This window comes from Cohaesibacter celericrescens, from assembly GCF_002866925.1.
Taxonomy (GTDB): Bacteria; Pseudomonadota; Alphaproteobacteria; order Rhizobiales; family Cohaesibacteraceae; genus Cohaesibacter; species Cohaesibacter celericrescens.
Window position 1 is genome coordinate 1 of record NZ_PKUQ01000026.1, and the last position, 21507, is coordinate 21507.

Annotated in this window: 17 protein-coding genes; 7 read left to right on the forward strand and 10 right to left on the reverse strand. The window is 50.1% G+C overall.

The genetic code is table 11. The features are described from left to right. The first annotated feature begins 298 nt into the window (after nt 1–298). Together C0081_RS13940 and dhaL are read left to right on the forward strand one after the other, a co-directional pair. Nucleotides 299–1099, forward strand: a complete 801-nt coding sequence (locus tag C0081_RS13940; RefSeq protein WP_101534458.1) for a sugar phosphate isomerase/epimerase family protein — start codon at nt 299–301, stop codon at nt 1097–1099. Nucleotide 1100: 1 nt separating this feature from the next. Then, the gene (gene dhaL, locus C0081_RS13945; RefSeq protein WP_101534459.1) at nt 1101–2846 is read left to right on the forward strand and encodes a dihydroxyacetone kinase subunit DhaL; all 1746 of its coding nucleotides are present in this window, start codon (nt 1101–1103) and stop codon (nt 2844–2846) included. A gap of 482 nt (nt 2847–3328) precedes the next feature. On the opposite strand, the gene C0081_RS13950 is transcribed toward dhaL, so the two are convergent. From C0081_RS13950 to C0081_RS13970, 5 genes are all read right to left on the reverse strand, one after another. Then, nucleotides 3329–3784, reverse strand: coding sequence for a hypothetical protein (locus C0081_RS13950; protein ID WP_146006471.1), 456 nt, complete (start codon nt 3782–3784; stop codon nt 3329–3331). Next, a complete protein-coding gene (locus C0081_RS13955) occupies nt 3781–5142 on the reverse strand; it encodes an alginate O-acetyltransferase AlgX-related protein (protein ID WP_146006472.1) in 1362 nt (453 codons plus the stop codon). The genes C0081_RS13950 and C0081_RS13955 overlap by 4 nt, the downstream gene beginning before the upstream one ends. A 113-nt stretch (nt 5143–5255) precedes the next feature. Further along, nucleotides 5256–6680 carry an MBOAT family O-acyltransferase gene (locus tag C0081_RS13960; protein WP_101534462.1) on the reverse strand — a complete coding sequence of 475 codons (1425 nt, stop codon included), beginning with the start codon at nt 6678–6680 and terminating at the stop codon, nt 5256–5258. 5 nt (nt 6681–6685) lie between these two features. After that, nucleotides 6686–7873, reverse strand: coding sequence for an SGNH/GDSL hydrolase family protein (locus C0081_RS13965; RefSeq protein WP_101534463.1), 1188 nt, complete (start codon nt 7871–7873; stop codon nt 6686–6688). A gap of 43 nt (nt 7874–7916) precedes the next feature. Then, entirely contained in the window at nt 7917–9749 is a 1833-nt protein-coding gene (locus tag C0081_RS13970) for a carbamoyltransferase family protein (protein WP_101534464.1), read from the reverse strand. A gap of 974 nt (nt 9750–10723) precedes the next feature. On the opposite strand from C0081_RS13970, the gene C0081_RS23875 reads away from it, so the two are divergent. Then, nucleotides 10724–10873, forward strand: coding sequence for a DUF5989 family protein (locus C0081_RS23875; RefSeq protein ID WP_373236995.1), 150 nt, complete (start codon nt 10724–10726; stop codon nt 10871–10873). 251 nt (nt 10874–11124) lie between these two features. Here C0081_RS23875 and C0081_RS13975 read toward each other — a convergent pair whose 3' ends face one another. Next, the gene (locus C0081_RS13975; RefSeq protein ID WP_101534465.1) at nt 11125–12003 is read right to left on the reverse strand and encodes a LysR substrate-binding domain-containing protein; all 879 of its coding nucleotides are present in this window, start codon (nt 12001–12003) and stop codon (nt 11125–11127) included. Nucleotides 12004–12121: 118 nt separating this feature from the next. Between C0081_RS13975 and C0081_RS13980 the strand changes: the two genes are divergently transcribed. The 3 genes from C0081_RS13980 (at nt 12122) to C0081_RS13990 (ending at nt 16096) form a co-directional block, all read left to right on the forward strand. Continuing rightward, nucleotides 12122–13108 (forward strand): NAD(P)-dependent oxidoreductase, encoded by a 987-nt coding sequence (locus tag C0081_RS13980; protein ID WP_101534466.1) that lies wholly within the window; start codon nt 12122–12124, stop codon nt 13106–13108. A gap of 211 nt (nt 13109–13319) precedes the next feature. Then, the gene (locus tag C0081_RS13985) at nt 13320–14744 is read left to right on the forward strand and encodes an aldehyde dehydrogenase family protein (protein ID WP_101534467.1); all 1425 of its coding nucleotides are present in this window, start codon (nt 13320–13322) and stop codon (nt 14742–14744) included. 665 nt (nt 14745–15409) lie between these two features. After that, nucleotides 15410–16096: a sulfotransferase family 2 domain-containing protein gene (locus C0081_RS13990; RefSeq protein WP_101534468.1), complete on the forward strand. Its 687-nt coding sequence runs from the start codon at nt 15410–15412 to the stop codon at nt 16094–16096. 216 nt (nt 16097–16312) lie between these two features. Here the strand turns inward: C0081_RS13990 and C0081_RS13995 are convergent, their stop codons facing one another. From C0081_RS13995 to C0081_RS14010, 4 genes are all read right to left on the reverse strand, one after another. After that, the gene (locus C0081_RS13995) at nt 16313–17632 is read right to left on the reverse strand and encodes a short-chain fatty acid transporter (protein WP_101534469.1); all 1320 of its coding nucleotides are present in this window, start codon (nt 17630–17632) and stop codon (nt 16313–16315) included. Nucleotides 17633–17746: 114 nt separating this feature from the next. Beyond that, complete coding sequence (gene pcaF, locus C0081_RS14000; protein WP_101534470.1) at nt 17747–18949, reverse strand: 3-oxoadipyl-CoA thiolase; 1203 nt, start codon at nt 18947–18949, stop codon at nt 17747–17749. A 10-nt stretch (nt 18950–18959) separates the two neighbouring features. After that, a complete protein-coding gene (locus C0081_RS14005; protein ID WP_101534471.1) occupies nt 18960–19637 on the reverse strand; it encodes a 3-oxoacid CoA-transferase subunit B in 678 nt (225 codons plus the stop codon). Further along, nucleotides 19634–20341 carry a 3-oxoacid CoA-transferase subunit A gene (locus tag C0081_RS14010; RefSeq protein WP_101534472.1) on the reverse strand — a complete coding sequence of 236 codons (708 nt, stop codon included), beginning with the start codon at nt 20339–20341 and terminating at the stop codon, nt 19634–19636. Before C0081_RS14010 ends, C0081_RS14005 begins: the two co-directional genes overlap by 4 nt. Before the next feature lie 126 nt (nt 20342–20467). Between C0081_RS14010 and C0081_RS14015 the strand changes: the two genes are divergently transcribed. Then, complete coding sequence (locus C0081_RS14015; protein ID WP_101534473.1) at nt 20468–21229, forward strand: IclR family transcriptional regulator domain-containing protein; 762 nt, start codon at nt 20468–20470, stop codon at nt 21227–21229. Nucleotides 21230–21507 lie beyond the last annotated feature (278 nt).

The window sequence follows — 21507 nt, forward strand, 5'->3', positions numbered from 1 at the left end:
GCCTAGATGGCTTCACTCTAAACCCAGGGGATAACCCATGGGGGCCATACAGAAGTGGTCTATCGCAGTTTTTCTAGAGATCAATTTCGCTGTTTTCATATTGACTAGTTGCTTTGCCATCAACAGCGCAATGATCTCCGTCGCTCTCTACCTCTAGGTGGTTCCGTTGGGCGTTTTGCCTGACCCGATTAACTCTGTCGCTGGTTGGTTTGTTTACGGCAGTCAAAAATATTTTCCCTCAGATCACGCTCTGCATGATCATTAAGGTGTGGGAGAACCCAAATAATAGGAGATCGAAGTGAAACTTGGACTTGGTAGCTATGCCTTCCGCTGGTCAATCGGGATCAAGGATCGCATTCCGGTTAAACCAATGACGGCATTCGACGTGCTCGATGAAGCTGACAACTATGGATTAGGCGTTGTCCAGTATGCCGACAATATGCCGTTGGATCAGTTGAGTGAGTCAGAGCATTATCGTTTGTTTGAACAAGCTCAGGAAAAGGGCATCGCTTTAGAACTGGGGACGCAAAGTTTCCATGCCGAAGAGATTGATCGGTATCTTATCATCGGAAAGCGCCTTAACACCAAGATATTGCGTGTTGCGCTGGATGCCGCTGATGCGCTGGTGCCTGTCGCAGATCTGGTCGAGCAAATGCGGCCATTGTTGGAAACCGCAAGGCAAGCCAATATCCGCATTGCAATAGAAAACCATTTCAATTTCCCATCTCCGCGGATGGTTGAGCTCTTGGAAGCGGTCAATGATGAAACACTTGGGGTTTGCCTCGATGTGGCCAACTCCATTTGTGCCGGCGAATGGCCCGAGGAAACGATCCGGCTGCTGGCGCCCTATACCATCAACTTTCACCTGAAGGATTATGTGATCATTCCTGATAACTATGGTGTGGGGTTCGACATCAGTGGTGTGCCGCTGGGGCAGGGGCGTGCACCAATCCCTTGGATCCTTGACCAACTGGCGCATTGTGATCCTGATATGAGCGTCCTTCTCGAGCATTGGTTGCCTTATAATTTGGCTGCTCAGGAACGGGAGTGGCTTGATCAAACAGTTGCTGCAGCAAAACAAATCCTAGGAGGGCAATGAAGTGAGTGACGTTAAAACAAAGAAACTCATCAACGAACCTGAAGACATTGTAGCCGAGGCAATCGAAGGGATGGTGTTGGCTTACCCTGACATGCTCAGCTTGGAGGGAGCCACTGGCCGTGCCGTGGTCGCATTGGATGGTCCCCGCGATGGCAAGGTGGGACTTGTGACCGGTGGTGGATCAGGCCATGAACCTCTTTTTGCCGGTTATGTCGGTCGAGGACTGATGGATGCGGCCGCAGTTGGCAACGTCTTTGCGTCTCCAAGCCCGGAACACATCATGGATGCAGCGCGCGCCGTTGATGGGGGCGCTGGTGTCATGTTCCTTTATGGCAATTATACCGGTGATGTTCTTAATTTTGACATGGCAGTTGAGGAATGCAGAGAAAACGGGATTGAAGCGCGGTCTATCGCTGTTAACGATGACGTCGCCAGTGCACCCGCTGAAAGTGCTGAAGAGCGCCGTGGTGTTGCCGGAAACTTCTTTGTTTTCAAGGTGGCAGGTGCTGCGGCTGAGGAAGGCAGAAGCCTAAAAGATTGCGAAGCCGCCGCAAGGAATGCGCTGTCCCGCACACGCTCTATGGGCGTTGCGCTGTCGGCCTGCTCACTACCACAGACAGGCAAGCTCAATTTCGAGATTGGGCATGACGAAATGGAAGTGGGAATGGGCATCCATGGCGAACCGGGCATGCGGCGCGGCACGTTGAAAAAAGCTGACGATGTCGCCGATGAGTTGATTGACACGATCCTCAACGACATAAAACTGAGTCAGGGCGACTCTGTGTCGGTTCTGGTCAACGGACTTGGGGCAACTGGTCAGCTCGAGCTGTTTATTCTTTATCGTCGCGTTGCCAAGCGTCTGAAAGATATAGGTGTGTCCATCCACAAAAGTTGGGTTGGAGAATATGCAACATCGCTTGAGATGGCGGGGGCCTCTATTTCTCTGATGAAAATGGACGATGATTTGAAGAAGCTTCTGGATGCCCCGTGCCAGTCACCTTGTCTAACGGTCGCGGGTGCTTTGGCTCCTCGTGGCAAACATACACTCCGAATGGCAAAAGCGGCTGCGGATGTGGCCACCATCGACCGGTCTCAGTTGATCGGGGATGGCGCGGTGACGCCGGACGTTTTTCGGGATGCCATGCTTGCTGTCGCTCAAGTCATTACAGATAAGCGCGACTGGCTGTCTGAACTTGACGGCGTGATCGGTGATGGGGATCATGGTGTCACCATGGATATAGGCTGGTCCGCTGTTCGGGATGCGCTAGCTGACGTTGGAGACGAGACGATTAGTCAGATTTCAAATCGTATGGCTAAGGCCTTTTTGGATGCCGTCGGTGCCTCCACCGGTCCACTTTACTCAAGTGCATTTAAAGCTGCTGGAGCAAAGGTTGAAAATCGCCTGAATCTCGATGCGTCCGCAATGGTGGATTGGATCGATGGAATCTGCAGCGGCATTGTATCTCGAGGCGGTGCCAAACTGGGCGACAAGACAATGATTGATGCATGGTCTCCCGCAGTTGAGCAAGCGCGCCAAGCTCTGAACGGTGGTGCTGATCTTATTGCCTGTCTTGACGCCGCATGCATAGGAGCCAAGAAGGGGCGCGACCATACTGCGGAACTAGAAAGTAAAAGAGGTCGATCAAAAAAACTTGGTGAGAGATCTATTGGTCATGTGGATCCAGGCGCTGCTTCTGCGCATGTCATGCTCGTTGCCATGAAAGACTCAATTAAAAATACAATCTAAACCGCAGTTTAAATGATCTCAACTTTGCCCTGATGGCGCTGGCCATCAGGGCCTTGTCTGGCGACGTGCCATGCACGCTCTGTTTGGCGTCAGGGCGATTTGTCCAAACTTGGTAATTTACCAAGAGAGAGATTTTGTCTCATTGTCACCCTGTAAGAGTGGGCATGCGGCGAGCCACGAGGCTCGTGCGCTGAAATCGATGATGCATAGCTGNCGATGGGCCACCAACAACCTGCACAACAACTTCAGAAAATGTGTACTCAGGCCCAAAATCCCGGTGACAATATCCAGTCAGTTTTGAGTGATATTCAATAGCCAACGATTAAAATGATCTGGCAGCACTCATTTTCGGAAATCAAAAAGGTAATTAATCATGAGGATCGCCCCTCAGAAGGCATTCCATGAACGTCTTGAATCTTTGTGATGGGGACGAAACAACTATCGTGTCATGATGCAAACGACATGAACATATTCAATCGACTTCAATACGGGTGTTTGAAACGTTCGGAAACATCATCAGAACCAGAAGAATCAGTCCAGTAAGAAGTCGCATGCGGATCAAGTTTCAAGTCCAGAAAATTATGCCCTTTTCTGCGCATAACAGCAGCGAAAGGAACGATCATCCCCCAAAAGAGCAGCGCCATTAAAACAAAGGACAGACCAGTTTGCAGACCTCTAACCATCTTGTCAGCCCAATAAGCCAAAGGGGCAAGCAGTTTCGGCACAGTGAAAGAGATCAGGACGAATATGACAGCAAGTGCCAATCCCCAAAACTTTATCGTTCCTCCAGTTAAGACCGGTACAACAACGCTGAACAGAGAAATCCCGGCAGCCATAGAAAATCCCAAGCGGCTTGGAGATAAAGCAGGCCCCTTCAATTTCTGCTCCCCTTTTAGACCAGAAAGTCTGCCAACCTTCTGTTGTGACATCATTTTCACGATTGCGGTTCCGACTGGTAATGGATCAGAAGCTGGTCAACAAGCGCCTTCCTTGACGGCGCGACCAAGACACCAGGCAAGTCAGCCACTGTTACGCCCTTCCACCAGACATATCCCAATCCTTCCGGAATGGCAAAATACCCATTGTCTTTATGATAGAGCTGATATCGCTTCTCAAGAGCCACGTAAACCGTATTATTTTCATCAAGTCTCGAAAGAGAAAATCGTTCTGGCTCAGGAAGACGCCCAAAAGCCTGTGATGCGCCCTTGTGACGGACAAGACGCTGGGGCGATCCAAATGCGATTTGGCGAACCAGACCATTCAGACTTTCCGCAATGGCTTCTGCACCAACATGATTAAAGTGCCCCGGATCAAGAAAAACCTCTTTATCCTTTGTCGCGTCAATAAAGCGAGGACTAATATCTTTCGAAGGAACGCCCAGGCCTTTCAGCTCTTCAATTGTTTTATGAAAATGGGGCCTTGCCAATTCATGGGCCTCAGAGAACTCCAACGGAAACAATACCGGATTGGTAAGCAATTTATTACGGTAGTCGGTCTGTTTTGGGTAGTCATACAATAGCGGCATTTCAACATTGACAAAATGAGCCCGCCTCGAGGTGACGTATTGGGCGGCTTGAAATTCATTCCAGCCGTAAGTTTTACTAACCAGAGCCAACAAGGCGTTTTTCTCCTGCTCAATGCTTAAATGAGCAGGAAGCGCTTGAGATTGAATCTGATTAAACAAGCGAAACATAGCCAAAAATGGCAATTTGGCACGGGCTTCGTGAGCAAAATGTCCAAACCAAGACATTCTGGAAATATCAGCAGGCAGGGCATAGGGGCTGTACCCAAGGACGTTTTTTTCCAAAAGACCATAATAGCTATCCAGCGATTTGCCGCAAAACAGAACGATGGCACCGGCATCAATCTGTGCTTTTTTCAATCTCTCCAGTTGTTGGCGAGAATTGATTGCAACAAGCCCCCAATTTTCCACCTTGAATCGGTTTGGAAACTCCCTGTTAAGCAACCTTTGCAGGTGGCTGGCTGCGGTCTGATCATCAGGAACTTCCTGACCGAAAATCTGCGACGATCCCATAAGGATAATCCGAGTTTGGAAAGATGTCGGCTGATCCGTTGTTACACGCAATCCATTTTTCACATTAAACCATTTGCCTTGTACATCCTCGATTTCAAACAAATGGTCGTCTGGGCTATCCTGCTCAACATGTCTCACCCTGATCACATTCATCGACTCTCGAATAAAGTCTTTGGAAAAATAAGAAGCATCTGCGTAAGGCACCGGCTGGCTTGAACGAAATGCCCAACGTTCAGGATGGGGGACTTGGACCGCAAGCATTATCCGCGCATAAATCTCAAAGAGAAATAGCCCTAAGAAAATGCCAACCAAACCCAAAATGATACTAGTTCTGATCGTCGATTTCACAGACAAGCACTTTCATAAAACCATAACTAAAAATCGAAATAGATAAACTGTGTGGTCCCATTTATGCCCACCGTGATCGACAGAACCAGCCCCATGATGATCAGGCCCATGGTCAGTCGTGTGCCTAACAATCTGCAAGCCGCAATGACGCGCCTGTTATCATCCCATGGATGTAGCAAAAAGAACAGGATGATAAGCGAAATCTGGAAGGCATGAGATACACTCGCGTTGGCCAGAAGGTCTCCGGAAACCATGGCTATGGAAGACGGCGAAAACAGCCCTTTTAAAACTCCGAACGCCATAGAAAAATCGCTTGCCCGAAACAAAACAAGAAGTAAAGCAACCAAATGAAACGTGAACAGTTGCCGCAAAAGACGCGGTACTGGCTTGCGTTTGCGCCAAGCGCGCTTAATCAAGCGCTCCAGCGCCATTTGCAAGCCATTCAGAGCCCCCCAGACAACGAAGGTCATGCTGGCGCCGTGCCACACCCCTGTCAAGGTCATGGTAATGACGACATTACGCAATGCTTTGCCATAATTCCTGCGGCTGCCCGGCAAATAAAGGAAGACATAATCACGAAACCAATGACTCAGGGTGATATGCCAGCGTTGCCAAAATTCGGTGAAAGAGGGAGCACAATAGGGCTGCATGAAGTTTCGGGGCAAATGGACCCCTAGAATGCGTGCGAGCCCCAAGGCAATATCGGTATAGCCGCTCAAATCGCAATATATCTGTACTGGAAACGCATAGTAGGCGAGCAAAAAATCGAACCATTGGCGATCCGTATCCGGCATGTAGGCATAGCTCACATCAGCACCGAGCTGATCGGCGAAAACCATTTTTTTGACCAGCCCGACCGTTATCAGGGCCAAACCGGGTAAAATCGATTTCAACCGAACATGAAGCCCGCGCTGAAGCTGAGGGATCAGTTCGTGAGGTCGCAAAATCGGTCCGGAGATAAGATGCGGAAAAAATAGCACATATCCCAACAACCATTTGAGCGAAAGTGGCGCTCTATATCGCCCCGTGTAGTAGTCGATCAGGAAGGCAAGCAAGGTAAAGGTAATAAAGGATATGCCCAGCGGTCTGGACCACGACAGCAACTCGGAATTGTATTGCCAACCAAACATCCAATTGCCCAAAGGTCCAGCAACATCACTCCAGATAAAATTGGTATATTTAAAAAAGAGCAGCGGTAACAACGCCATCACCACGCCAAGCCCCAAAATGGCTTTTCTGTTTTTAACCTCAGCGTTTAGAACCCATGAGGTCATCAGAAAAGTCGATCCGATCAGGACGAATGGTAGCCAAACATAGTTCCAGTTCCAATAGCCATAAAAATAGGCACTGGCAATAATCAGCCACCATATTCGCCATCGGACCGGACAGGCAATATGCACGGCCAAATAGGCCGCAAAAAAAATGAGGAATGGAAAAGAGTTAAAAAGCATTCTGCTTATTGCGTTTTGGAAATATCAATGCCGCCATCAGACAGCGCGGCAAACAGAACATTCGCAATACGATCATGAGTCGCAGCATTGAAGTGAAAATCGCCAGCTATAATGCGTAAATCCTCGTATTTGTCGTTCTGAAACTGCGGCAGGAGGCTCATTGCCGGCATTCCCGTTGAACGACCAATTTCAACAATTCTGTCAGACATTTGTGTGGTTGCCGCCTCGGTCAAAAACCGGATATCAGGCATGAACGCAACCATAATACGCGTATTATGCGAGCGGCCATAATCCGCCAGTTTCTGCAGTTCCTCCCGAATAATGGCGACACCTGGACTATTCGCTTGATAGAGCTCTTGATAATGTTGGATCAACCCCTGCTTGCCACCCTCGTTGTGAGCTGCAAAATTCTTGTAGGCAAGCCAGCAAGTAACCGCCAACTGGCTATTGCGCATGAAGAAATTGCCCGGCGTATCATGCAACATCTCTGCGCTTGCGCTACTGGCCAAGTATATAATGTCAGTAGGCTCAAGTTCTGCCAGGCCTGCAAGAAAATGCTCGACAGTTCGTTGAGTGTTATAGTTGCCGATCCCTCCGTTGAGGACCTCGACGTTATCACCGCGTTTTTCGAAAAGGCTTTGCAGTCGACGAGACAGCGTCTGATTTTCTTCAACACCCCATCCAAGGACGAATGAATCTCCCAGCACCAGAATGCGCCGTTTCCCTGCCTCGGGCTTTTCTGTAACGGGGCCACCACGAAGTCCCCAGCTATTGGTGCGCAACTCGACAGATTGTAATGTTGCCTTTGCATTGGCAATATGATCGTGCCCTATTCGCGGATTCTCCACCGGTTTCTTAAGTTTACGAGCATACTGCCACATTTCTATATCATAGTTGATTATAGACGCGTTTTTGAGGCGTAAGATGCCCTCAGCCAACAGTAGTGAGACCACCACTGAAAGAATTAGGAAGGCGGAATTCAAAAGGAAAAGCCGATGTTTCTTCATGAAAAACAATTCTAGCAATACGGTAAACGAGGCTAACAATAAAGAATTGTCCGAAAGTAGCGGACGCTGCGATCCGGTGCGTTTCGAACTTGCTTTATTCAATCCTTGAAAGCAAGCCCTTGGACGACATTTGCATCGCCGCACACAGGTGAAGGCCATGGCAAGATATGTTTTTGAGAAAGACAAGCCGCCGACTGCCCTGTTCTATGCTTGACGCCGATAAATCGGATTAATCCGCCTCGAAAGCATTACGATAACGGGTTACATCGATTTCAGGTTGTTCTTCTCGTTCCAGCCATAAATCACCAATGACTAAAATGTCCAGATTGGCTCCCATGAAGCATTGATAGGCATCTTCGGGCGAGCAAACGAGTGGTTCTCCCCGAATATTGAAACTGGTATTGATCAATACCGGACATCCCGTTTCCTGGCCAAATGCCATAAGTAGGGAATGAAACTGGGGATTGGTTGATTTATTGACAGTCTGAACACGAGCCGACCCATCTACATGTGTAATCGCGGGCAATGGTGATCTTGGTGTTTCTGGCGATACAAACTGATTTTCGGGATTGCCTTGTAAAGGACTGTCACAGTGCACATTTTTCACTGTTGCTAGGACTTGCATATAGGGAGATGGAATTGCGAGGTCGAAATAGTCCGCGACATATTCCTCTGGGATGGCTGGAGCAAATGGGCGGAAGGTTTCGCGGAACTTGATCCTCTCATTCAGAACGGCCTTCATCTGGGGATTTCGGGCGTCAGCTAAAATCGATCGATTACCCAATGCTCTGGGACCAAACTCCATGGCGCCCTGAAACCACCCGACCACTTTTTGCTCAGACAGGGCGGAGGCCGTTCGTGAAATAATTTCATTCTCGTTCAGCTTCGAAAATTTTGCACCCAGAACAGAAAGACGACGCTGGATTTCCTGTGATGTATATGCCGGCCCCAGATAGCCGCCCTTCATGCCGTCGGAACTGGCAGCCGACGGGCGCGGCTGTTTCAAACCAAGGTGGAACCCCGCCAAAGCGGCTCCAATCGCTCCTCCGGCATCTCCTGCTGCAGGCTGAACCCAGATCTTTTTGAACAGGCCATCGCGCAAAATACGCCCATTAGCCGCGACATTAAGGGCAACCCCGCCAGCAAAGCACAAATTGCGCGTTCCGCGTTTTTTTGCCATATGGCGTGTCTGAAGAAGCAGGATTTGTTCAGTTACATCCTGAATAGATGCCGCGATATCCAGATGTCTGTTAAGAATAGGATGATCCGCTTCCCTTGCTTCCCCTCCAAACAAAGTATGAAAACGTTCGCTGGTCATTCTTGTTTCATGACAGAAACCGAAAAAGTCCAAGTTCAAATGAAAACTGCCATCCGGTTTCAGATCAACGATATTATCAAGAATTGTTTTTGTGTATCGCGGAGTGCCATAGGCAGCGAGCCCCATCATTTTATATTCACCTGAATTTACCTTAAATCCGAGATAATAGGTAAAAGCAGCATAGAGAAGTCCAAGGGAATGGGGAAAGCGGAGTTCTTGCAAAGGTGAGATGGCATGCCCTTCTCCATACGCAATCGATGTCGTTGCCCATTCACCTACGCCATCGGATACAAGGATAAGTGCCTCATCAAATGGAGACGGATAATAAGCACTGGCAGCATGGCTTAAGTGATGTTCGGAAAAGAGCAAGGGGGGCAACTGGCTTTTACGCAGGGAAAGAGACTGCAGTTCCTTTCGTAACATATTTTTCTGGAATAGTTTCTGCTTGATCCAGACCGGCATAGCACGATTAAAAAGAGAAAAGCCTGCAGGAGCGAATGAAAGTGTTGTCTCAATCAGGCGCTCGAATTTAGGGAAAGGTTTGTCATAAAAAACAACGGCATCCAGCTGACAAATATCCAGCCCAGCCTTCTCCAGACAAAAGCGAATCGCACATTTGGGAAAAGAGGGATCACCTTTGATGCGAGAAAATCGCTCCTCTGACGCAGCCGCAATGATCGTCCCGTCTTGCACTATTGCGGCCGCGGCATCATGATAATAAGCTGAAATTCCGAGTATTTTCATTGGATGAATTTGCTTTATAAAATATGGATCAGACAAAGACGCAGAAGTTAAACAACTGTGATTTGCGCGTCAAATTTCAAATCCTGCAATTTTTTATAATTTTATTTGTAGGTTGCGCAAGGCGTGAGGATGAGCAAGCATTTTGCCTTGCAATTTCCCGGGTTTTGAACCGGCGATAGTCTATCCTGTTTCCCTCCAATCTAGAGACCTCAACTGGATTGATTTGCTAAGAGAGGACTAGTTTCATCGTAACCGCGTGTCAGTGGGGAGGATGTAGACATCAGGCAAAGGGCGCAACTCGTCCGTGACGGTCACTCTCAGCATTTGCTGGGCAAGCGCATGACAGAAATTGGCAGGCTCAAACGCTTGATAAAGGCTCTCTTCCGGTCAGGTGAAAGGCCCTTACCACAAATTGCATTGTCGATGTTGGTTTGCAAAAGCCATATCTGCATTGACCGTAGGGTTGGCTTAATCTGAGATAGCACAGTAACTCAACATCAAGTCCTGATGATCGGCAACTTTAACGAGTATGGTGCAAGCGCAATACCGCTTTTGATATCTGGGCGAACACGGTTTATCTCTCTAAAACAGATGAACATGACTGACTGATTATATGCTCGCCAACCTAGCATATAATTTTGATTGGCCGCTCTTTCATGTGCGGAAAAGTGCCATGGTATTTGTCTGGCTGGATATCAGGAACAATATGAAAATCCATGTCGATCAGGGCCAAAAGTGTCGAGGTTAACCGTGTCTGGTCAAACAGGCAGCAATCCGGCCGTTAAATCTAACCAGTTTTGGCGGGTCTCCAGCTACCTAGCCTCAGCCCGTCTGATGACGGACAGATAATCTTTTTCTAAAGCTCGTTTCATTCTTGCAAGAACCAACGAGCGAAGGGAAACAAAGTTCGACTTTTGAAGTCGTAGGCATCAAAGACAATAAAATCAAACCAGATCCACTGACAAGGAAAGACTATGGAATTTATATCAGATTTATGGGCTTTCGCGCGCACCAGAAAAAAATTTTGGTTATTCCCGCTTGTTCTTGCGATGATTGTCGTAGGGCTATTGATTGTACTCGTTCAGAGCTCTGCCCTGATGTCTTCAATGTATGTTTTATTTTAGAGTCGCAGCATGAAAGGCGATTTCCTCGTGCCTTTGGGGACATGGCTTTTGAATGGCGGCATCCCAACATAATCGCATTGATTGCCGAGAAAGGCGCTCGGCCGGTCAGTTTTCTTTGTGCAGTTGAGGGGCTTTTCAGTTGTTCGGGAAAACTGACCCGAATGTCAAAACCCAATGGCTTCAAAGCAAACATTGAACCCTCGCTCTACCCGCAAATTATCAACATACCTGTAGTTAAGAGACCTCATGGGTTAAGAAAATTGCCGCCGCAACCAGTTCTCAAAAATCTCGACCTCTGGGGGGGTTGCCTGCTTGGATGTTGGATGCATCAGGTAGTGCGATTGCGAAAATGATATTGGTGGCCCCGCGATCACGAACTCTGCTGTGCCGGTAATTCGGCTGTGAACCAAACGCTCGATCACGGTAGCAAAACCGCCGTTTGCCGCCACCAGTGCCATGGCTGCTGTTGTTGTGTCTATATAATACTGTGGCATATGGACAGGCGTGCTCAGACCCTGCGCAGCAAAATACTGTGGCCAATTCCCTTCATGCCCCAGAATATGGATCAACGGACCACGAAGGAAATCCTCAACTCCGGTGATGGTTTTATAATGCGCACGGCTGCAGATCGGAACGATAGACTCATCCGATAATTTCTCCGACTGCGCATCCGGCCAATCACCACGACCAAGCCTGATTTCTACGTCGACGTCTTCCTGATGTGCTGATTCCGTCCAAATACTTGAAACCAGACGTAGATCAATTTCCGGGAATTCTTGCCGAAACAATGGCAATCGTGGAGCCAACCACAATGTTGACGTCGATATTGGTGCCCGGACCGTTATCATGTTCGTCGTCATCGGTCCAAACAGGCTTGTTGTAACCAGATTAATATCCGCCAGCGCTTGCCTAACAGTCGGCACATAGGCTTGTCCTATTTCCGTAAGCTTTAAATGGCGCGCGCGCCTTAGAAACAGCTTGCGTCCCAGCTTACTCTCTAGTGATCGGATATGCAGACTGACAGCCGTCTGGGTCAGCCCTAGCTCGACGCTCGCGTCTGTGAAGTTGAGGTGTCTTGCCGCAGCTTCGAATGTCCGGAGCCAAATAAGATTGATTTTCCCGTCAAGCATGATTCTATCACCAAATAATTTTTGTATTAGATCGCTATTTTTATCGTTTTTGTTTGCGATGGAAATGCGGCAATCTTCGACGAAAATACAGTTTTGTTCGTATAAAAAGGAATATTAAATGAAAGTTGGTTTTATTGGTCTCGGCAATGTTGGCGGCAAACTGTCGGGCAGCTTGCTCCGCAATGGCATTGATTTGACGGTACATGACCTGAACCGGGAACTGATGGCTGATTTTGCAAAACGCGGAGCCAAAACGGCACAAGATCCGGCCCAACTAATGCGGGACTGCGATGCGGTCATTACCTGCCTTCCGTCCCCCGCTGCGTCTGATACGGTCATGCAGCAGATGCTACCCGAGATAAAAGAAGGCAAAATCTGGATGGAAATGTCGACCACAGACGAAGCCGAAGTGCGTCGTCTTGGTGGGTTGGTGTTGGCTGCAGGCGGCGCGGCAGTCGATTGCCCTGTATCGGGTGGTTGCCATAGGGCGGATACAGGTAATATTTCGATTTTCGCGGGCTGTGACAGGGCAACATTTGACCGTATCGCGCCTTTGCTGAAAACCATGGGCCGACGGATTCTGCATACAGGCGATCTAGGGTCTGCTTCGATCCTGAAGGTCGTAACAAACTATCTGGCGACAGCCAATCTTATCAGTTGCTGTGAAGCCTTGGTGACCGCCAAAGCGGCAGGTATGGACCTGAACACCACCTATGAAGCGATGAAAATCAGTTCCGGTACGTCGTTTGTGCATGAAACAGAAAGCCAGGTCATTCTGAACGGCTCACGCAACATTTCCTTTACAATGGATCTTGTCAAAAAAGATGCGGGTCTGTTTCAAGACGTTGCCGATCGTAACAACGTTCCGTTGGAAATTTCACCTATGCTGGTCAAGATATTTGCAGACGGCATCGAGCGCTATGGTGAGCGGTGTTATTCTCCGGACATCATCAGACGTTTGGAAGAGGCAACAGGTCTGGACATTCTTGCCCCCGGTTTTCCGGCTGAAATGTCAGATGATGAGCCTGAAGAGCTGGGATATGAGGTCATACCGCAGGGATCTGCCCAAACACAAGCGGCTGAATGGTCTGACTACGGGGCTTGATTGGCCAAGTTGTCGGATGGCTTCTAACAATCCCACAACTTGGTAACCTTGCGAACAATGATAACGGAAAAATCCGTCCAAAGCACCTGAACCAAATATAGTTTTCGAGCGTTGAAACCTCTGAAATCCTGTTGTTGGATGCGGAAAGACCGTAACTGCGACCCCACAATACCATTGCAAGGGGCGATGGGCGATAAAATTGGATAACCTGATGCGCAACCTAAATAAATTTTATATCGATGGAGAATGGGTAACCCCTCACTCAAACCAGAGCTTTCCAGTGTTGAACCCGGCAACTGAGGAGCAATTGGGCTCCATATATCTGGGCAACCTATCTGATGTTGATAGAGCTGTTGCTGCGGCGCGGCGGGCGTTCGAAACCTATTCGCAGACCTCTCCAGAACAACGGATTGCTTTGCTAGAGCGGCTGTTGGTTCTGAGCGAAGAGCGCCGAGAGGAATTGGCACAGGCCATGACCACCGAGATGGGTGCCCCTATTACAATGTCGCGCGATGTGCAGGCCGATGCCGCAGTTGGTCATCTTTCGGGCATTCTTGAAGCACTCAAACAACAAATCCTCCGCGAAACATTAGCAAATGGTGATGTGATGGTGCGCGAGCCTATCGGGGTTTGTGGTCTGATTACGCCTTGGAATTGGCCGATCAATCAAATAGCCCTCAAAGTTCTTCCTGCCCTTGCGACGGGCTGCACTTGCGTATTGAAACCTTCGGAACACACGCCCTTATCGGCCATTGTTTATACCCAGATGATCCATGACGCTGGCTTCCCTGCTGGCGTCTTTAACATGCTGCATGGTAATGGCCCTACTGTCGGCTCAGGTCTATCGCGTCATACCGGCGTTGATATGATATCTTTTACGGGTTCATCACGAGCCGGCATTGCAGTCTCCAAGGATGCTGCCGATACGGTCAAACGTGTGACACTGGAACTTGGCGGAAAATCGCCCAACATCGTGTTTGCCGATTGTGACCTTCCAGAGCGTGTCAGTGCCTCCGTTCTGGAATGTATGTATAACACCGGTCAAAGCTGCGACGCACCAACACGCCTGATTGTGGAACGCAGTTGTTATGATCAGGTGCTTAATATCGCCAAAACAACGGCCGAGAACATAGGGATAGGAGATCCTGCACAAGAAGGGGATCATATCGGTCCTTTGTTTGACCGCATTCAATTCGAGCGTGTTCAGGCCATGATCGACCAAGGGATCACTGAAGGAGCAACCTTGTTGTGTGGTGGTCTGGGGCGTCCAGAAGGGTTTGATCATGGCTGGTACGTTCGACCAACTATTTTTGCCGACGTGGATAACGCCATGGTCATCGCCCGACAGGAAATTTTTGGACCGGTGTTGGTGATCATCCCGTTTGACGACGAAGAGGATGCCATCCGTATCGCTAACGATACGCCCTATGGTCTTGCCGCCTATTTGCAAACCAGCGATGAGAACCGTGCAGAGCGGGTGGCGGGGCGGTTGCGAGCTGGTTCCGTCCACATCAATGGCGGCGGGTTCAACTACGGCTCCCCGTTTGGTGGCTTCAAACAATCAGGCAATGGTCGCGAGGGTGGAGTGCACGGGCTTGAAGACTATCAAGAAATCAAGACACTGCATTTGGGGTGATTTGGGACGTTGCTACGTTAAAAACATCTAAGTCTTGCGAACTTGTGAACGTGTTAAAATCGGGCTGCAGCTAATTTCTGCAGCCTACGCCATCTGCATAAAGTGTTCTAATTTACAAAATGGCAATGCCACCCAGCTTTCTTTGCCAATACAGCTAAGATACCGAAGTGGCGTATCTGTAACATAGGCCTTTGGGCAATAAAGGCGTAAGATTACGGTAATGTTGGCCATGGCAGTTGATTTTTTGGCCAAGCGTCTTCAGGGTTTCTGGGATCAATCGCTTGATGATCTGCTCCAGCGGGACAATCTTATCAAACCCTTTGTGAGTTGAGTATCGACGCCTCAGATAGAGACAATTGAATTGAGGCGGTGGTGGTGATTTGTCCTCATAGGATGACACACCGCTTCCTTCTTGCGCCTTCAAATCCAGCCTAGAGATTATCCGCCTTGCGGTGATGCTTTATCCCGATCTCCATTTTCTCTTGGGAATGCAGAGCATCTTGCGTGAGCGCCGCAGTCTTGATCTTCTTTATTGAATCCATAATTCCTATGAAATTGGGTTGTAAAAGAGCTCTGTAGCCCAAGGCGCTGCTAGGAAATTGACGGCACAATTCTCCAACTTCAAGAACCTAGCAAAATTGAAACCAATGTAGGACGAAGCTCTCGTGATCGTTAATAAGTGGCATAAATTTGTATTCATTCACATCCCAAAGACAGCTGGGACAAGCATTCGGCAATCCTTTGGTGGGCTGTGGGGGCAGGACAAAAAAGCAACGAACAGAAAAACAAAGCATGAAACTGTTCTACAGTTCATGGAAGCTTATGAAGAGCGAACAGGGAACGACAAGGAAATTTTGGAAGACTATCGATTTGTTGCATTTGTTCGCAATCCATGGGACCGATTTAGATCATTACATCGGTATTTATTGCTTAATCAAAATAGAAACCATCTGAATACACCTGAAAATTTGAATGATTTCGTTGGGACCTTAAATGACGTGCCTGAATGGGCAAAAAATATCCGCTCCTTGCGTCCTCAATCTGATTTTATTGAGGGTGTGGATCCGATTATTGGCCGGTTCGAGACTATCGAACAGGATTTCAGATCAATCTGTGACATTTTAAACCTTGGAAAGAAATTGAATCTGTCCCACGAGAATGGAAGTCGTGACATTGATGTCAAAGACCCCAGAATTTTAGATAAAGTCAGCCGGTCTCGCAGGGAGTCATACACAGCGGAAAGCATTGCCCTCATCGGCAAACATTATCGAAAAGACATCGAGATGTTTGGGTATAAAGCAGATGGCGGGGCACTCTTGGAGGAAACTGGCTTGAGACGCACAGGGCGGTGACTTGTTCATTGTAGGATAAAAACAAGCCCTGCTTTTGGTGCCGTTTCAACCAGCCCGAGAGCCTTCGCGTTGCGAGTGTGGCAAACAAGTTACGATCCTGCGGGATTTAGCCAAGACTTCGCCTACGCCATCGAAAAGCTGACTGCACTTTGCAGATCTTCTTCTCATGTCCCATGGCGTAGGCGGGTTTGTCGCAAAGGTTTCAATGCAGGCGCGTCAGCCAGCCATCGCTGCCAACACGACAAAAGTTCCGCAAATGGCGGCACCGGAGATCAACAACCAGATTAACAGATAACCCATGATGTCACGTGCAGACAGACCAGCTACGCCAAGAAGAGGCAGAGCCCAGAAGGGTTGAATCTGGTTGGTCCAGCCGTCGCCCCATGTGAAAGCCATGATCGTTTGAGCTGGATCCGCACCCAAAGCATGGGCGGCCTGCATCATGATCGGACCTTGGATCGCCCATTGCCCTCCACCTGAAGGGATGAAGAAATTCACCAAACCCGCAGACAGGAATGTCAGTAATGGAAAGCTTGTTGGGGTGGCTACCGAAATAATTGCTTCGGAGAACTGCCCCACCAAATCCGATTGGGTCATCATCCCGGCGATGCCAGCATACAGCGGGAATTGAATAATAATACCACGAGCGGCACCAATGGCTTTTGCTGCCGCGACTTGGTAGGCCTGCGGGCTTTTATGCAGTAACAACCCCAGTCCCAGAAAGATTAGGATAACCGTATTCAGGTTGATGGAGAACCCTTTGTCGATGACTTGGCCCATCAAGTAAACCGCGACCAGAAGACCTAGAAACAGGGTTGGAATCCGACTGTTTTCAATCCAGTCTGAAGGTGACATTGTCGACCGATCAAGTTCAACCTCGGTATCGATGTCTTCATCAGAAATCTTTAACTGATCGATTTGTGCAGGCTGCTTCTGGAACATGAAAAAGATAATCAACAATGCCAGCAGTGCAATGGTCAGGAATATATTCCAAGGAGCATAAAGTGTTTCCGTAACAGGTACGATGCCGATGGCTTCTTCCATGAAGTGGTCAGGTGTCGCAATAACCAGTGGAATCGAAGACGATGGCCCGCGCACGAGCTCACCGCCATAGGCTGCGGCGACAATGAGCGGGAAATGCACTTTGACGCGCCGACCCATTTCACGTGCTAGAATGGCACCGGCAACCATCCCAAACCCCCAGTTCAGATAGTAGCAAATGAAGCTCGTGACGATGGTGATGATGATCGCTTGACGCCAGTTGCCGGCCAGCCCTGTCAGACCCGTAAACACCTTCTGCATGATGGGGGTCATCGCCAAAACATAACCGGTCATCAGCACCAGAACCATCTGCATGCCGAACTTGAACAATTTCGAGAAGCCGCCCCCCCAATAACTGGCCATATCCATGGGCGATTGATCTGTGACGACAATGCCGAGAACAAAGACAACCGCTGTTAGGATCAGCGCAAGCACATAAGCACTTGGCAGGTAGCGTTGAACGACGCGTACCGAGAAATTTGTAATAGCTTCCATGTTACTCCTCCGTATTCCGCATGCACTGCGGATGGTCCGTGCTTCGAAACCACAGACCTTTTGAGACACCGTTCGGCGTCCTCCACTGACCGGAAACGCGCGTTGCGCTGCAGGTCAAACCCTTTCGAGTGCGATACTGATGCCCTGACCTACGCCAATGCACATCGTTGCAATGGCTCTCTTGCCTCCCACAGCAGCCAGTTCCAGCATCGCCGTCCCCGTAATCCGCGCGCCCGACATTCCCAGTGGATGCCCGAGCGCAATAGCACCCCCGTTGCGGTTTACTCGCGGATCGTCGTCGGCGATCCCCAGATCACGCAAAGTAGCCAGCCCCTGACAGGCGAACGCCTCGTTGAGTTCGATCACATCGAAATCTGACTGACTGAGCCCCAGCCGCGCCATAAGCTTTTTAGAAGCCGGTGCCGGACCAAAACCCATAATCCGTGGCGGAACGCCTGCGGCTGCCCCGCCAAGCACCCGTGCGACAGGAGTGAGGCCGTATCTCGAGATTGCCGCCTCGCTGGCTACGATGAGCGCCGCCGCGCCGTCATTAACGCCGCTGGCATTGCCCGCCGTCACTGTGCCGCCTGCGCGAAATGGCGCGCGCAGCTTTGCAAGTCCTTCTAGGGTCGTTGTCGGCCGAGGATGCTCGTCCTGTGATACCACTACAGACGCACCTTTGCGCTGTGATATCGTGACCGGCGTGATCTCCTGAGCGAGCCGACCGCTTGCCATAGCCGCAGCGGTTTTCATTTGGCTATTCAGTGCAAAACGATCCTGATCCTCGCGGTTTATGCCGAACTGTTCAGCCACATTTTCGGCTGTCTCCGGCATTGAATCGACACCATATTGTGCTTTCATCAGCGGGTTGATGAAACGCCAGCCGATGGTCGTGTCATAGAGCTCGGCCGCACGGGAATAAGCCGCTTCAGCCTTGGGCATCACGAATGGCGCGCGAGACATGCTTTCAACACCACCGGCGATGATCAGCTCCGCTTCACCCGAACGGATCGCCCGGCTGGCGTTGATTATGGTGTCCATACCGGAACCACAGAGCCGGTTGATCGTTGATCCCGACACGGTGTCGGGCAAACCGGCTAGTAGCGCGGCCATGCGGGCAACGTTGCGGTTGTCTTCTCCGGCTTGGTTGGCGCAACCCAGTATCACATCGTCCACTTCGGCCCAGTCGATATCGTGTCTGTCCATCAGTGCACCAAGCGGTATGGCGGCAAGATCGTCCGCTCTGACGGGTGCCAGAGCACCGCCAAAACGCCCGATGGGAGTGCGTATATAATCGCAAATAAAAGCTTCTGACATGGGATCCTCCTTAGAGCGCAGGCACGATGAGATCGGTGATTGTCCCTTTAACCAAAAGGGGCGCGCCTGTGACGGCTTGCAGATCATCGAAGCTGATCGCAGGCAGCTTTTCACACAAAACGAAATGTCCTTGGCAGATGTCCAGCACCGCCAGTGAGGTATAGACCCGCGTGACGCAAGCCACCCCAGTCAGCGGCATGGTGCAGGTCTCGACCAGTTTGGGTTGGCCCTTGCGCGTCACATGCTCCGTGACCACCGCAACGCGTTTGGCCCCATGCACCAGATCCATCGCACCGCCAACGGCCGGAACGCCTCCCTTGCCGGTTGACCAGTTGGCAAGGTCTCCGGTTTGAGCAACCTGATAGGCACCAAGGATGGCTAGGTCGAGATGGCCACCGCGCACCATGGCGAAACTATCGGCATGGTGAAAGAAGGCCGCGCCGGGTTTCAGCGTGATTGCCTTCTTGCCGGCGTTGATGAGATCCCAGTCTTCCTCGCCTTCGGGTGGTGCTTTGTCAAAACCTAGCACACCGTTTTCGGTATGAAAGACAACCTCACGGCCTTCAGGCTGGAAACGGGCAACCATTTCGGGAAAGCCGATGCCGAGATTCACATAAGCGCCGTCTTCCATGTCTTGCGCCGCGCGCCAGGCGATTTGGGCGCTGGACAGTTTGATTTCGTCAATCATGGATAGATCGCCTCCCTACGGTTAAGCATTTCTTCCTGCACTGGGTTCGGGATCACAACGATGCTGTCGATGAAGATGCCGGGGGTAATGACATGCTCAGGATCAATGCTACTTGTGGGTAGAATGTGCGCGACCTGAGCGATGGTGCAGGTTGCAGCCATTGCCATCAGCGGGTTGAAATTGCGAGCCGCCATCCGATAGGTCAGATTGCCCATCGGATCGCCCTTATCGGCTTTGATCAATGCAAAATCTGCCTTTAGTGCGCGTTCCTGAATATACATTCGGCCGTCAAATTCAGCTGCAGGCTTGCCCTCTGCAAGCTCGGTTCCGTAGCCTGATGGCGTATAAAAAGCTGGGATTCCCGCGCCACCTGCCCGTATGCGCTCAGCCAGAGTACCCTGCGGCACCAGTTCCAGATCGATCTCTCCGGCGAGAAATTTCTCGGTAAAAGCCAGCGGATCTGCGGAGCGCGGGAAAGAACATATCATCTTCGAGACCAGTCCCTGCTCGATCATCGCAGCGATGCCTACATGACCATTACCGGCGTTGTTGTTAATGACCGTAAGGTTTTTCGGGCCATGATCTATTAACGCGTGCATCAGTTCAATTGGAGCACCTGCACCACCAAAACCGCCAACCATGAGTGTCGCGCCATCGGGGATTTGCGCAACTGCTTTGGCCGCGGACTCACATGTCTTGTCCATGTTGTCTCCTTGTTTGCTACCGCGCTTTCTTGCGGTGCTTTCGAGCATAGGACTCGAGCGGAAGAGCAGACAAGGCAATTTGTTCGTAATTTGACATTTGTTCAATATAGAAATATGATTGTGCGCATGGCAAACAAACCGACCGATTTTGTAACATCTTTGGCCAAGGGGCTGCAGGTGATCGAAGCCTTCGGCGCGGATAGTCCGCGTCTGTGTATCACCGAAGTGGCTCATAGGACCGGTTTGGACCGGGCGACCGTCCGACGTTGCCTTCTGACGCTGCATACACTCGGCTATACCGATTATGACGGGAAGTATTTTACTCTGGCGCTCCGCTCGCTCCGTCTCGGCTTGGCAGGACTTGCATCAATGCCTTTGCCAAATATCGTTCAACCCTGGCTCGACAAACTTTCCGACCGCATAGGGCAATCTTGCTCTGTTTCGATCCTTGACGGTCACGATATCGTCTATGTTGCACGTGCGGCACAACGCAGAATAATGTCCATTGGACTTATGCCCGGGTCGCATCTTCCTGCCCATTGTACGTCTATGGGGCGCGTCCTGCTGGCCGCTCTACCCGAGGCCGAGGCGCGGACTATAATCGAGGAAAGTGACCTCGTCCCGCACACGCCTTTTAGTCTGACCGACCCTGATCTCATTATGGATGAAGTGGCGCGCGTACGCGAGCAAGGCTATGCGGTGGTTGATCAGGAGACAGAACTTGGGCTTCGCTCAATCGGCGTTGCGCTTATAGGGCACCGTGGTCAGGTTCAGGCCGCGCTCAATGTTGCTGTTGCAGCGGTGCAACCCCAAGCCTCTGATCTCGTAGAAATATACCTTGATGAACTGCATCGCGTTCAGAGCGGATTGGCCCGCGTCCTGCCTTGACTATGATAAGCTTGATGAAAAGCAGTTGATGTTGCGGATGGTGTCTCAGCCGAGCTGATATTTCGTATTGACCACTCCGAGGAAGTGAACGAGCGATATTCCACTTCGAACACATGCAAATCTAGTAGAACTGTGTTGCCGTTCATGCCTCAATCTACAACTTTTAAAATCAGGAGCGCGGTCTGTAAAGCTCGCTAAATTTCAAGCTGAATCGCACCGCTACCCTCACTGGGAATTTGAGTGAGACGATCAAGTTTGTCCACAGCAGCATGGTTGTG